14 protein-coding genes are annotated in these 13552 nt (G+C 58.8%); 8 read left to right on the forward strand and 6 right to left on the reverse strand.

Features of this window, described 5'->3' with window-relative positions; translation table 11 throughout:
• Window positions 1-7: 7 nt before the first annotated feature.
• Entirely contained in the window at window positions 8-1153 is a 1146-nt protein-coding gene (locus FQK12_RS14670; RefSeq protein WP_004130005.1) for a porin, read from the reverse strand.
• Between the two features lie 209 nt (window positions 1154-1362).
• On the opposite strand from FQK12_RS14670, the gene FQK12_RS14675 reads away from it, so the two are divergent.
• Window positions 1363-1671 (forward strand): monooxygenase, encoded by a 309-nt coding sequence (locus FQK12_RS14675; protein ID WP_014228233.1) that lies wholly within the window; start codon window positions 1363-1365, stop codon window positions 1669-1671.
• Between the two features lie 122 nt (window positions 1672-1793).
• Here FQK12_RS14675 and ybbP read toward each other — a convergent pair whose 3' ends face one another.
• Complete coding sequence (ybbP, locus tag FQK12_RS14680; protein WP_014228232.1) at window positions 1794-4211, reverse strand: putative ABC transporter permease subunit YbbP; 2418 nt, start codon at window positions 4209-4211, stop codon at window positions 1794-1796.
• Entirely contained in the window at window positions 4208-4894 is a 687-nt protein-coding gene (ybbA, locus tag FQK12_RS14685) for a putative ABC transporter ATP-binding protein YbbA (RefSeq protein WP_014228231.1), read from the reverse strand. Before ybbA ends, ybbP begins: the two co-directional genes overlap by 4 nt.
• Here ybbA and tesA point away from each other — a divergent pair.
• The 3 genes from tesA to FQK12_RS14700 all read left to right on the forward strand — a co-directional run bounded on the left by tesA (window position 4865) and on the right by FQK12_RS14700 (window position 7203).
• The gene (tesA, locus tag FQK12_RS14690; protein WP_014228230.1) at window positions 4865-5488 is read left to right on the forward strand and encodes a multifunctional acyl-CoA thioesterase I/protease I/lysophospholipase L1; all 624 of its coding nucleotides are present in this window, start codon (window positions 4865-4867) and stop codon (window positions 5486-5488) included. The genes ybbA and tesA overlap by 30 nt on opposite strands.
• Window positions 5478-6287, forward strand: coding sequence for an SDR family oxidoreductase (locus tag FQK12_RS14695; protein ID WP_162097162.1), 810 nt, complete (start codon window positions 5478-5480; stop codon window positions 6285-6287). Before tesA ends, FQK12_RS14695 begins: the two co-directional genes overlap by 11 nt.
• A gap of 61 nt (window positions 6288-6348) precedes the next feature.
• A complete protein-coding gene (locus FQK12_RS14700; protein WP_014228228.1) occupies window positions 6349-7203 on the forward strand; it encodes a co-chaperone YbbN in 855 nt (284 codons plus the stop codon).
• Window positions 7204-7311: 108 nt separating this feature from the next.
• On the opposite strand, the gene fetB is transcribed toward FQK12_RS14700, so the two are convergent.
• Window positions 7312-8094, reverse strand: a complete 783-nt coding sequence (gene fetB, locus FQK12_RS14705) for an iron efflux ABC transporter permease subunit FetB (protein ID WP_014228227.1) — start codon at window positions 8092-8094, stop codon at window positions 7312-7314.
• Window positions 8081-8761, reverse strand: a complete 681-nt coding sequence (gene fetA / locus FQK12_RS14710; protein WP_004848402.1) for an iron efflux ABC transporter ATP-binding subunit FetA — start codon at window positions 8759-8761, stop codon at window positions 8081-8083. Before fetA ends, fetB begins: the two co-directional genes overlap by 14 nt.
• A 136-nt stretch (window positions 8762-8897) precedes the next feature.
• On the opposite strand from fetA, the gene FQK12_RS14715 reads away from it, so the two are divergent.
• Genes FQK12_RS14715 through FQK12_RS14730 form a run of 4 tightly spaced genes read left to right on the forward strand, consistent with a single transcriptional unit; the run spans window position 8898 to window position 13143 of the window.
• Complete coding sequence (locus FQK12_RS14715; protein WP_004129981.1) at window positions 8898-9815, forward strand: SPFH domain-containing protein; 918 nt, start codon at window positions 8898-8900, stop codon at window positions 9813-9815.
• Window positions 9812-10270: an NfeD family protein gene (locus tag FQK12_RS14720; protein WP_014228226.1), complete on the forward strand. Its 459-nt coding sequence runs from the start codon at window positions 9812-9814 to the stop codon at window positions 10268-10270. The genes FQK12_RS14715 and FQK12_RS14720 overlap by 4 nt, the downstream gene beginning before the upstream one ends.
• Before the next feature lie 21 nt (window positions 10271-10291).
• Entirely contained in the window at window positions 10292-12457 is a 2166-nt protein-coding gene (locus FQK12_RS14725; protein WP_014228225.1) for a hypothetical protein, read from the forward strand.
• Entirely contained in the window at window positions 12427-13143 is a 717-nt protein-coding gene (locus FQK12_RS14730; protein ID WP_014228224.1) for a DUF3142 domain-containing protein, read from the forward strand. The genes FQK12_RS14725 and FQK12_RS14730 overlap by 31 nt, the downstream gene beginning before the upstream one ends.
• Here FQK12_RS14730 and cueR read toward each other — a convergent pair.
• Window positions 13140-13550, reverse strand: a complete 411-nt coding sequence (gene cueR, locus FQK12_RS14735; protein WP_014228223.1) for a Cu(I)-responsive transcriptional regulator — start codon at window positions 13548-13550, stop codon at window positions 13140-13142. The genes FQK12_RS14730 and cueR overlap by 4 nt on opposite strands.
• Window positions 13551-13552 lie beyond the last annotated feature (2 nt).

The following is a 13552-nucleotide window of genomic DNA, read 5'->3' on the forward strand; positions in this document are numbered from 1 at the left end:
TCAGCGCTTAGAAGTCGTAGCGCAGACGCACCAGGTTCATATCGCCCAGGTTGTCGGTGCTCGACGTGAAGACGTGTTCATAGTCAACGCGGAAACCATAATCCAGCTGGAAGCTCACGCCGACGCCGTTATCAATCCGCTGATAGTTGCGGCCGTTCACGTACTGCAGGCGGTCGCCCATAAAGTACGGCTGAATAGATTTCACCGCATACTGACCAATCGGGAATTTATAACCGGCAAAGTACTCAATACCCCAGGCATCGCCCGCGAAGTAGTTATGAACATCGGTTTTTTTGGTGGTCAGGAAGTTCTGATACCAGCCGCCGCCGAAGGAGAAGGTCCAGTTATCCGGCGTCCAGCTTAGCGCGGTACCGACGATATTCTGGTCGTATGATTTGCTGTCTGAACTGGAGGGGTTACGCATATCGGCGCGGGTATAGTTCCACGCTGCGCCCCAGGTCAAATCCTTCATGATGTGGTAATCGGCGCCGATGGAACCACCGCCTTTACGTTTGTAGCGCAGGCCGTTGCCCGGCAGATATTCGCTGTCCTCAAACAGATAAGAGGCGTAAAGATCGACATCGCCAACGGTTTTCTTATATTTCAGCATATTGCGTGAGCGATAGGAGCCATCGTAGTCGCCGTTGATGCCGTTACCCGGCGCCTGGCCTATCATGTCGTAATCCCAGATATCGGTTTTTACCCCGACCACGTCGTAATAAACGCTGTTCTGCTGACCGTAGGTTAACGTCCCCCAGGTATCGCTTTTCAGGCCGGTATAGAGCATACGGCGGCTGGTGTTATTCGCGCCTTCGGCGTAGTGGTTATCCCAGTCGAAAAGCGCCGGAATATTGACGCCCAGCTCGTAGTAGCTGATCCAGCTAATATCATCGAACAGATAGTAGTCGGCGGCGAAGCGGAAACGGGTACCGCCATCGAAGCCGTTACGTTTATAAGAGCCTTTGTCTCCGTCGCCGGACATCATGTTGAACTGGGGACGGATGCTGCCGCCGACGGTGAAATTAAGCCGGCTTAACGGATCGCCCGCCTGTGGATCTTGTTTTAAAAGCGTAATTTCCGCCTGGGATGCAAAAGAGGTTAACGCCAGGGCTGCGCCGATCGTTATCGCCAGCGCTTTTATTTTATGTGCCATACTTTTTCCTTGATTAATAAGCAACCTTATATTTGCCAGTTGAATATTAACTGCGTTCGAGTATGGCGTGTTGTTGAGTTTTTAATGTTTCGTGCGGTTAAAAATCAGTGACTTACCATTTTGTGCCGTTAAAAAAACTGTGGTTATCTTTTCATCGCCATGTCATTAAAATGGTCTATTACCGCGCAAACATCATCCATGGAGGAAGTATGTCGAAAAAACTACTGCAGCTGCACTTTGCCTTTAACGGTCCCTTCGGCAGCGAGATGTCCCGTCAGCTCGTGGAGCTGGCCGAGTCCATCAATCAGGAGCCGGGTTTTATCTGGAAGGTCTGGACGGAAAGCGAAAAAAATCAGGAGGCGGGCGGGATCTATCTTTTTGCGAATGAAGAAACCGCGCTCGCTTATCTCAACAAGCACACCGCGCGTCTGAAATCTCTCGGCGTAAACGAGGTTATCTGCAAAATTTTCGATGTTAATGAGCCGCTCACCGCGCTGAACCACGGTCATCTGCAATAGCAACGCGCATCCGTACCGGGTAACCCCCCGGGTTGCGGCTGACGCCTTACCCGGGCTACTTTCCCGCATACAGTGACCCCCCGGGTGGCGGATAACGCCTTACCCGGGCTACATAGCTAACCCTATCCCTGACTAAACTGGCGGAACAGCGCCTTACCTTTCAGCAGACGCAGCCCCAGCCAGCCGCCGCACAGCGACAGCAGTATCGCCCCGCACAGCGGCAGCATCACCCACAGCCGCCAGTCCGGAGACCACGGGAAGTCAAAAATTTTGCTTTGCAGCAGCGCCAGCGCCACCTCAGCGCCAATCGCCGCCACGACGCCGGACACCACGCCCAGCAGCGCGAACTCCGCCCACAGCGTGGTGCGCAGCAGAGACTTCCCGGCCCCCAGCGTGCGCCAGACCACCAGCTCCTGATAACGCTGACGCATCCCGACCTGTACCTGCGCCAGCAGCAGCAAAACGCCGCAGGCGGTCACCAGAATCACCATCACCTCAAGCGCGCGGCTTACCTGGGTCAGCACCTGGCCAATCTGCTGCAAAATCGCGCCGATATCCAGCAGGCTGACGGTGGGGAATTCGCGGTTGAGCTGCGTGAGCATCCCGTTGCCGTTATCCCAGCGGAAGCTGGTCAGCCAGCTTTGCGGCTGGCCGTCGAGCGCCCCCTGCGGGAAGATAAAGAAGAAGTTCGGCCGCAGGCTCTCCCAGTCGACTTTACGCACGCTGGACACCTTCGCGCTAAAGTCCTGAGTATCCCCGGTAAAGGTCACGCTATCGCCGAGCTTGACGCCCAGACGCTGCGCCAGCCCCTCTTCAATCGACACCTCGCCCGCCTTCGGCGGCCAGCTACCGGCAACCAGCGGATTATGATCCGGACGCTCGCGGCTCCAGGTGAGGTTAAGCTCCCGGTTCAGGGCTTCATCTTTATTGCCCTCCGTCACCTGACCGTTAATTTGCGTCAGGCGGGCGCGCACGATGGGGTAGAACTCGGTGGCGCGGGTCTGATGTTCGACGAGGAAGGTTTTCACCGGTACCACCTGCTCCGGCGCAATGTTAATCAGGAAATAGTTAGGACTTTCCGGCGGCAGCTGCTGCTGCCAGCGGTCAAGCAGATCGCCGCGCAGCACCAGCAGCAGCGCCAGCAGCATAAACGACAGCGAAAAGGCCGCCAGCTGGCTCAGGGTCGACCACGGCTGGCGCAGCAGACGGTTCACCGCCAGGCGCAGCGGCAGCGCTTTTAACGTCAAACGCTTCAGTAGCCACAGAACGCCCCATCCCGCCAGGCCGCACAGCAGCGCCAGCACCACGGCCCCCGCCAGCACCGCCCATAGCAGGGGGCTGCCGCCCATCAGCAGCGCCAGCAGGGCTACCACCACCGCGCACACTACTGGAATATAGATCGTCAGCGGCCAGACGTTGGCGACGACATCCTGGCGCAGCACCCGCAGCGGCAGCGTCGCCAGCAGCAGTCTATAAGGACGCAGCCCGACCAGCAGGGAAATCACCACCATCGCGCCGATCGCCCACAGCCACGGCCAGCCGCTCGCCGCCGGCAGCGCCGCCGGGAGCACCGGCTTAAGCATCAGCAGCAGAATATGCTCCAGCCCGACGCCCATCGCCCCGCCGGCAACCACCGCCAGCGCCAGCAGCATCAGCCACTGGCCGACAATCAGCTTGCGCAGCTGCGCCCGCCCGGCGCCGAGGGTTTTAAGGATCGCCACCAGATCGTAACGACTGCGGCAGTAATGACTCATCGCCACCGCCACCGCGGCGACCGCCAGCAGCAGCGTTAACAGCGCCGACAGCAGCAAAAACTGCTGCGAGCGCTCCAGCGATTTACCCAGCGCGCTGTCATCCTGCTCCAGGCCGATCCAGCGATGTTCAGGCCCCAGCTTCGGCAGCAGCCACTTTTCGTAGTCCGCCAGCTGCTGCGGGGTTCCGGCATACTTATAGCGCCAGGAGACGCGGCTCCCGGGCTGCACCGCGCCGGTTTTCGCCACGTCTGCGGTATTCATCATCAGCCGCGGCGCCATCTGGAAGGGGTTAAATCCGGCATCCGGCTCCTGTATCACCTCGCCGGCAATGCGCAGCGTGGCGTCGCCCACGTCGATGGTGTCGCCGGTTTTCAGATTCAGCAGCGCCATTAATCGCGGCGCCAGCAGCACGGTGCCGGCGTGCGGCTTCAGCCCCGGCGGCTGGGTCTGCAGCTGACCATATAGCGGATAGGTGTCGTCAACCGCTTTGACGTCCGCCAGCTGCGGCGTATCGCCGGAAAACGTCATAGTGGCGAAGCTCAGCTGTTCGCCGACGGTTAAACCAAGGCGACGCGCTTCGTCAATCCATGCGCCCGGGACTTCGCGCGAGCTGCGCAGCGTGCGGTCGCCGGCCATAAATTCCCGGCTCTGCTGGCTGAGTCCTTTCTCCATGCGGTCGCTTATCGAGCCCAGCGCCAGCACGCAGGCCACCGCCAGGCTCAGCGCCAGCCAGACGATCAGCAGCGACGGCGAGCGCCATTCGCGCCAGAACCAGCGGGCGATCATGCTTCCTCCCGCAGCTGGCCATCCACCAGCCTCAGCCGTCGGTCGCAGCGCGCCGCCAGCAGCGGGTCGTGGGTGACGAGGATCAGCGTGGTGCCGTGCTCGCGGTTCAGCGAGAACAGCAGGTCGGCGATTTTATCCCCGGTGTGACGGTCGAGGTTGCCGGTGGGTTCATCGGCGAACAGCAGCTCCGGGCGGCCGTTAAACGCGCGCGCCAGCGCGACCCGCTGCTGCTCGCCGCCGGAGAGCTGTACCGGCAGGTGATGCAGGCGTTTGCCCAGCCCCAGCTGCTCCAGCAGCGCCCGGGCGCTGCCGCGGCTCTGGCTATCGCTTTCGCCGCGCAGCAGCGCCGGAAGCTCAACGTTTTCCAGCGCATTGAGGGTGGGTATCAGCATAAAAGATTGAAACACAAAGCCGACGTGCTTAGCGCGCAGCTTCGCCCGCGCCTCTTCGTCCATCTGGTGCAGCGGCTGTCCGAGCAGCGAAACCTCCCCGCTGCTGCCGTCGTCCAGCCCGGCGAGGATCGCCAGCAGCGTCGATTTACCGGACCCCGACTCGCCAATCAGGGCGATGGTCTGCCCCTGTTTGACAACCAGCTCAACTCCGGTAAGGATGGAAAGCTGATGCTCACCCTGACCGACGGATTTCTTAAGACGATGAACTTCAAGTATGTTTTCCGCTGGCATTTGCCTTTCCTGTTTCTGGTCCTGTTTACCTGCCGCGCGATGGCGGCCGACACGCTGTTGGTTCTCGGCGACAGTCTGAGCGCCGGTTATCGCATGGCGGGCAATACCGCCTGGCCTGCGCTGCTTAACGATAAGTGGCAGACCAAAACGCCGGTGGTTAACGCCAGCATCAGCGGCGATACCTCGCAGCAGGGGCTGGCAAGGCTGCCGGCTCTGCTTAAGCAGCATCAGCCGCGCTGGGTGCTGGTAGAGCTGGGCGGTAACGACGGGCTGCGCGGTTTCCCGCCGCAGCAGACGGAGCAGACGCTGCGTACCATTATTGAGCATATCAAAGCGGCGAACGCCCAGCCGCTGCTGATGCAAATTCGCCTGCCCGCCAACTATGGCCGCCGTTATAATGAAGCCTTTAGCGCAATTTATCCGGCACTGGCCAAAGAGTTTGATATTCCTCTGCTGCCCTTTTTTATGGAAGAGGTTTATCTGAAACCGCAGTGGATGCAGGACGATGGAATTCACCCTAATCGCGACGCCCAGCCGTTTATCGCCGACTGGATGGCGACGCGTTTGGCTCCCTTAGTTAATCATGACTCCTGATAACAGCGAGTCATTTGCAGGTAAAGTTATGCAAAAATCGGTTTTAGTTACAGGATGTTCCAGCGGAATTGGTCTTGAAAGCGCCCTTGATTTAAAGCGCCAGGGCTTTAACGTGCTGGCCGCCTGCCGCAAAGCGGAAGATGTCGCACGGATGCAGGAGCTGGGGCTGACCGGTGTGTTGCTGGATCTTGACGATCCGCAGAGCGTTGAACGCGCCGCCGCCGAGGTGATTGCCCTGACCGACAACCGCCTGTACGGCCTGTTTAACAACGCGGGCTACGGCGTCTACGGCCCGCTGCCGACCATCAGCCGCCGGCAGATGGAGCAGCAGTTTTCCGCCAACTTTTTCGGCGTCCATCAGCTAACGATGCTGCTGCTTCCGGCAATGGAGCCGCACGGCGAAGGGCGTATTGTGATGACCTCATCGGTGATGGGAATTATCTCCAGCCCCGGCCGCGGCGCCTATGCCGCCAGCAAATTCGCGCTGGAAGCCTGGTCCGATGCGCTGCGCATGGAGCTGCGCCACAGCGGAGTTAAGGTCATCCTGATTGAGCCGGGCCCGATCCACACCCGCTTCACCAACAACGTCAACCAGACCCAGGTCGATAAGCCGGTGGAAAACCCCGGCATCGCCGCCCGCTTTACTCTCGGGCCGGAAGCGGTGGTGGAAAAAGTGCGCCATGCTTTTGTCAGCGATAAACCGAAGCTGCGCTACCCGGTCACTCTGGTGGCGCATGCGGTCGCCCTGCTGAAACGCCTGCTGCCGACCCGCGCGATGGACAAAATTATCCAGGGCTAAGTTGAAGCGCCTGCCGTCGCCCCCATATATCTATACAAATATCGATCAAAGAGACTTGCTCATGTCCGCACAGAATATTGTCAATATTACCGAAGCTAACCTACACCAGACGCTACAGCAGTCCGCGACAACGCCGGTGCTGTTCTATTTCTGGTCCGCGCGCAGCCAACATTGCGAGCAGTTGACGCCGGTACTTGAGAGCCTCGCCGCCCAGTACAACGGCCTGTTTACCCTCGCTAAAGTTGACTGCGATGCCGAACAAATGCTGGCTTCGCAGTTTGGCCTGCGCGCAATCCCTACGGTTTACCTGTTCCAGAACGGTCAGCCGGTCGACGGCTTCGAAGGCCCGCAGCCGGAAGAAGCGGTGCGCGCGCTGCTGGATAAGTTCCTGCCGCGCGAAGAGGAGCTCAAAGCGCAGCAGGCGCTGGCGCTGATGGAGGAAGAGAACTACGCCGAAGCGCTGCCGCTGCTGAAAGACGCCTGGCAGCTGTCGAACCAGGAGAGCCAGATTGGCCTGCTGCTGGCGGAAACGCTGATTGCCCTGCACCGTTCCGATGAAGCGGAAACGGTGCTGAAAACCGTGCCGCTGCAGGATCAGGATACCCGCTATCAGGGACTGGTAGCGCAGATCGAGCTGCTGAAAAAAGCCGCCGACACGCCGGAAATTCAGCAACTGCAGCAGCAGGTAGAGCAGAACCCGGAAGACGCGGCGCTGGCCTCCCAGCTGGCATTACAGCTGCATCAGGTTGGGCGTAACGAAGAGGCGCTGGCGCTGCTGTTCAGCCATCTGCAAAAAGATTTAGGCGCCGGAAACGGCGAGGTTCGCAAGCTGCTGCAGGAGATCCTCTCCGCCCTCGGCACCGGCGACGCGCTGGCCGCGAAGTACCGCCGCCAGCTCTACTCTCTGCTTTATTAATCGTAAAAAACCCGGCTCGCGCTGCGCTTAGCCGGGCTACAGGTTCCCCGCCGTCTGCGGGACGGTAGCCCGGACAGGCGCGTTCAGCGCCGCCTCCGGGGAAAAAACTTACGCGCGTTTTTTCAGCTGCGTCACCACCAGCTGATGGCGAGCATTAAAGAACTTCAGGTAGGTCAGATACCCGGCGATAATCGTTGACAGGCTGGCGGTCGACAGCAGCATAAACGTCACCATAATCTGGTACTTAATCGCTTTTACCGGATCAATCCCGGCGAAAATCAGCCCCGACATCATCCCCGGCAGGCTCACCAGCCCCACCGTTTTCGCCGAATCTACCGTCGGGATCAGCGCGGCGCGAATGCTATCGCGGATAAGCCTTGCGGAAGCCATCTTCGGCGTCGCGCCCAGGCTCAGCTTCTCCTGGATCTGCTGCTGCTCGCTGCTGAAACGCTGCCCCATGTTGTTGTAGCACAGCCCGACCGCCACCATCGCGTTACCGGCCACCATCCCGGCAATCGGAATCACCTGCATCGGCACAAACGCAATCGATCCGGAAAAAACCAGCACCGCCAGGGTTAATCCGGCGCCGGTGGTTATCGCGATAAACGAAGAAAGAAAGGCTTTATCGATATATTTGCTGCGCTTTTTCGCATTCCACGCCGCGTTAAAGCAGATAAACAGCACCATCAGCAGCGTCAGCACGGCGTGATTAACGTTAAAGATATATTTCAGCACGTAGCCGACGATAATCAGTTGCACAATCGCCCGGCAGATACTCCAGATAATATCTTTTTCCAGCGCCAGCTTTTCCCGGTAGCTGACCACGATCGCTACCAGCACCAGAACCATGGAGAGCGCCAGCGATTCGTTAGTAATATTATGCCCGTTCATTTTTTTTCTCCTCCTGCGCTTTTCCGCCGGCAGGCTTTAGGGTAATCACTTCATCCGCATGGGCAATTTCATTGCTATCGTGAGTGACCCACAGAACGGCAATATTTTTTTCGGTCGTGTAGCGATGGATAATCTCATTCACGTTTTTTTTATTGCTCTCGTCCAGCGCGCTGGTAATTTCATCGAGCAGCAGCACCTGCGGTAAAAACTGCAGATTGCGAATCAACGAAACGCGCTGCTTTTCCCCGCCCGAAAGTTCATTGATTGACTTTTCCAGCGTATTCTCCGCCAGCCCGAAGCGCAGCAGATCGGCGACCAGCGCGTTGGGATCCGGCTGTTGATGACGGATCTGCCACGGGAAGACCAGGTTGTCATACACTGAATCGCCGAACAGCGCCGGGGTTTGCGCGCAGTAGGAAACCTGCTGACGATAGGTTTCCGGCGTTAAGTCATTAATGTTTTTACCGGCGAAGAAAATGCTTCCCGCGGTGGGGCTCAGCAGCGAAGCGATTATTTTTAATAACGTGCTTTTTCCGCAGCCAGAAGGGCCGGTAATCAGCTTAAATTCCCCTGCCCTGAGCTGAAAACTCATCTCATTAAGGATGGTCACTCCATCGGCCTGAAAACCCACATTGTCCAGGCGCAAAATAGCGTTACTTTCGGTCATTATTATTCCCAGTTTTTCGACAACGCCTCTAGTTTACTCCACTTTTCTTTCACCCGGATGCGCGGAAAGATATACTCTGGTTAAACGCGCGCCACTCTCCCGGCGCATCAACAGGCAACAAGACAGGAGGTTTTTGATGCTGATTTTTATCCCCATTCTTATTTTCGTCGCGCTGGTTATCGTCGGAGCGGCGGTAAAAATCGTTCCTCAGGGCTACCAGTGGACGGTAGAGCGCTTTGGCCGCTATACGCAAACGCTGCAGCCGGGGATGAGCCTGGTGGTGCCCTTTATGGATCGTATCGGGCGCAAAATTAATATGATGGAGCAGGTGCTCGATATCCCTTCGCAGGAGGTGATTTCGCGCGATAACGCCAACGTCACCATTGATGCGGTGTGCTTTATTCAGGTCATCGACGCGCCGAAAGCCGCCTATGAAGTCAGCAACCTCGAGCTGGCGATTATCAACCTGACCATGACCAACATTCGTACCGTGCTGGGCTCCATGGAGCTGGACGAAATGCTCTCCCAGCGCGACAGCATCAACACCCGCCTGCTGCATATTGTCGATGAAGCGACCAACCCGTGGGGCATCAAAATCACCCGCGTTGAGATCCGCGACGTACGCCCGCCGGCGGAGCTTATCGCCTCAATGAACGCCCAGATGAAAGCCGAGCGCACCAAGCGCGCCTATATTCTTGAGGCCGAAGGGATACGTCAGGCGGAAATTTTAAAAGCCGAGGGCGAGAAGCAGTCGCAGATCCTCAAAGCCGAAGGCGAGCGTCAGTCGGCGTTTTTACAGGCAGAGGCGCGCGAACGTTCCGCGGAAGCCGAAGCGCGCGCTACGCAGATGGTCTCATCCGCTATCGCTTCCGGCGACATTCAGGCCATCAACTACTTTGTCGCGCAGAAATATACCGATGCGCTGCAGCAAATTGGCGCGGCCAATAACAGCAAAGTGGTGCTGATGCCGCTCGATGCCAGCAGTCTGATGGGCTCTATCGCCGGGATCGGCGAGCTGCTTAAAGAAGGCGCTGGCGCGCAGAAAAAATCATGATCGCGCTGATTCTCGCCCACCCGCATATTTTCTGGCTCAGCCTCGGCGGGCTGCTGCTGGCGGCGGAAATGCTCGGCGGCAACGGTTATCTGCTGTGGAGCGGCATTGCCGGCGTCGTAACCGGGCTGCTGGTCTGGATGCTGCCGTTGAGCTGGGAGTGGCAGGGTACGCTGTTCGCCGTGCTGACCCTGCTGGCGGCCTGGCTGTGGTCGCGCTGGCTGCGTAACCGCGTTAAGCGCCAGAAGCCGGCGGACGCTCAGCTTAATCAGCGCGGGCAGCAGCTGCTTGGCCGCCGCTTTACGCTGGAAACGGCGCTGGTTAACGGCCGCGGACACGTCCGCGTGGGCGACAGTTCATGGCCGGTTATTGCCGATGACGACCTCGCGGCGGGCAGCAAGGTTGAAGTGGTCGCCATCGAAGGCATAACCCTACATATAAGAGTCGTATCACAATAATCACCCCACAGGACATCCGTCATGGTCAGGAAGACAACGTTTACCCTTTCGCTCTGCGCCCTGCTCGCGGCAGCCGCTCAGGCATATGCTTCTGCTGATATCGAAGATTGCTCGTGGAGCGACCCGCTATGCCTGCTAAAAGGCGAACCTGTACTGACACCGGGAAATGACTCGCGGGACAACTTGCTGCGCCTGCTGAGCGAAGCGAAATCTTTCGCCCTGCCCGTTCAGGCCATTCCCGCTGATGTCAGCCGTACCCGCGATGTTTACTTCGCCTGGCATCCTGAGTGGGATAGCGCGCCGCCTCCCGCGCCGCCGGCGCAACGCGAAGATGAAACCTTCATCCAACAAATGGCGGCGCTGAATATCGATCCGGCGCAGATCATGCCGGCCGATTCGGCTGAACGGCTGGGAACATCCGACTATGAACTGGAAAACCGCTTTGTCAGCAACACCCTTGCCGCCGTCAGCCAGTTCAACGCCGCCCTGCTCGCCGCGCCCTCTGTGACCCCGCAGCAGCGTCATGACCTGGCGCTGGCGCGGCTGAAACTGTTTTATGGCGCCAATATCACCGCAGTCGCTGATATCCTCAATAGCTTCCCGGCAGATGCGGACGCCGACTTATTCGCTTATTACCTTTCCGGCATCGCCCACTTCTATGGCGGCAATTACACCGCCGCGACCCACGATTTCACTCTGTTGCGGGAGAGTCAGCAGCCCTGGCTGACCGAGACCGCGCAATATATGCTGATGCGCACGGCGCTCAACAAAAGTAGCCAGAACAGCGTCGGGCAGTACGGTGATTTTGATATTGCGCGGATCAATCGTGATGATGCCGCACAGGCGCAAAAAGAAGCTCAAGCCTATTTGCAACGCTGGCCCGCAGGGCTTTATGCCGACTCCGCGCGCAATATGCTGCGCCGCATTAACTGGTATCTGCAGGCGTGGCCGCAGCTGGCCGGACTCTATGAGCAGGCCTTCCGGCAGGCTGCCGACGCCGGGGAACTGCGTAGACTGGTGAGTGAATATGATAATGTCTTCGGCATGCCGTTCTACGCGCAGCCCGTTCTGGCAGCATTCCCGGACGCGCCGCAGGTCAGCTATGTCGAACTTCTCCGCGCCCTGCGCCTGAATGCTGACAATAAGCCAACCTTAACCCAGGCACAGCTTGACGCCAGCAAAGCGGCGTTTGAGAAGAGCGGAAATCTGCCGCTGTGGCGCGACCTGCAGCTGCAGCTGTGGAGCGCGACGGGCAACGATGCCGCCATCCTGCAGGCTGTCACGCCGGCGAAAACGCTGCCGGCGAATGATATTCTCGCCTTCAGCGAACAGGTCCTCTACGGCGAAGCGCTAATGGGACAAACACAGTGGCCCGCGGCGCGCTCTTTTTGGCAGCAGCTGCTACAACTTAGCCAAAATCCCGAGCAACAGCAGTATATCCAGGCAAAACTGGCGGCAACGCTGGTCTACAGCGGTAACGCGGCGGCTATCTTTGCCGCCGATAGCCCAGTGACCAATCTACGCTTTCGCTCCCAAGTGCTGAAAACCCAGGCCTCGCCTGAACTGCTACGCCAACAGGCGGCCAACGGTCCCAATAATGAAGAACGTACTATCGCTCTGCATACGCTGCTGGTGCGGGATCTCACGGAAAGTCGCTTCAGCGACTGGCTGAACGACAAAAAGCTCGCCACCGCTATTACCCAGCCGGTAATCAGCGAGGCCTTTAACGACGTCAACCTTAGCAGCTTCGACTGGGATGGCGAGGCGACCGAAGCCGGTTATGCCTGCCGCAGCCTGGATGACACCGTCACCGTGCTCAGTAAAAACGCCGACGATGCCCATGGGCTTAACTGCCTGGGCGAGTTCTTCCGCACCACGCAGACGCATGTTGATCTGTGGAAAGACCACGCCGGCAACGATATGCTCGAGCCCGCCATCAACCGCCAGCAGCCTCTGGGACAGTACGATCGCCAACGCTATTACCAGCAGATTATCACCTCGCCGAAAGCGGAGCCGGAAGATAAAAGCTATGCGCTCTATCGGGCGATTCTCTGTTACGCCCCCTCCGGTAGCAACGAATGCGGCGGCGAAGATGTCGAAAAACTGCAGCGTAAGGGCTGGTTCACGCAGTTGAAAACGCAGTATCCGGGAAGCCCGTGGGCGCAAAAACTCAAATATTACTGGTAATCGCGCTGCTGTCCGGGTCAGCGCAGGCGGCGGAGCGCGTGGATGCGCGCCAGCATTCCGCCTTCTGGCTGTGGTCCGGGGTGAAAGCCAGCAACGATCTGCAGAACGCGCAGACGGTATATCTGCATCAGGGCGAGGTGCTGACGCGCGCGGGCGAGGTCATATTCCAGCGCCTCGGCCTGCCGGTCAGCCGCCTGACGTTTCCCGCAATCTGGCTTACCGTCCGGTTTACCACACTTGATGTACCACAGACGATTGTGCCGCGGATCGTACGCCTGATGCAGCGCTGGCGGGCGGCTGGCAATCAGGTGGTTGGTCTGCAGGTTGATTTTGACGCAGCCACATATCAGCTCGCCGACTACGCCCAGTTTTTGCAACAGCTACGCCAGCAGCTGCCGCCAGAGTTCGCGCTGGGGGTAACGGGCCTGCTGGACTGGGCTAAAACCGGCGATATTGCCACACTGAACGCGCTTGCGGTTGATGAACTGGTGGTACAAAGCTATCAAGGACGCCGCACGGTGGCGAATTATCAGGACTATCTCCCCGCGCTCAGCCGGCTGCGTATCCCGTTCAAACTCGGGCTGGTGCAAAACGGCAAACGCGATCGGCAGGCGGAAATGCAGCTGAATGACTCCCCCTACTACCGCGGCACGGTGGTCTTTATGCTCAACCCGGCGCGGCGTTAAGCCTGCGCCTTGCGGTGACAGCAGCCTGAGAGATTATCGATGATCGGGCAATCCGCGCTGTCATCGCCTGGGCAGGAGTCCGCCAGCGCCAGCAGCTGCGTACGCATGCCCTGCAGCTCGCTGATATGCCGCTCAATTTCCGCGACTTTCTCCAGCGTCCGGCGTTTCACGTCGGCGCTGTGCCGCGAGGGATCGTTGAACAGGAATATCAGCTCGCGACACTCTTCCAGATTAAACCCCACCTGGCGCGCCTGGCGCAGCAGGGTCAGTTCATCCAGATGCTGCTGGCTGTAGCTGCGGTAGCCGTTTTCGCTACGCAGCGGCGGCGTCACCAGCCCCTTCTCCTCGTAAAAACGGATCGCTTTGCTGGTTAAACCGGTCTTTTTCGCCACATCGCTAATATTCATCT

This window comes from Klebsiella sp. ME-303 (assembly GCF_007910085.1).
In the GTDB taxonomy this organism is placed as follows: Bacteria; Pseudomonadota; Gammaproteobacteria; order Enterobacterales; family Enterobacteriaceae; genus Klebsiella; species Klebsiella michiganensis.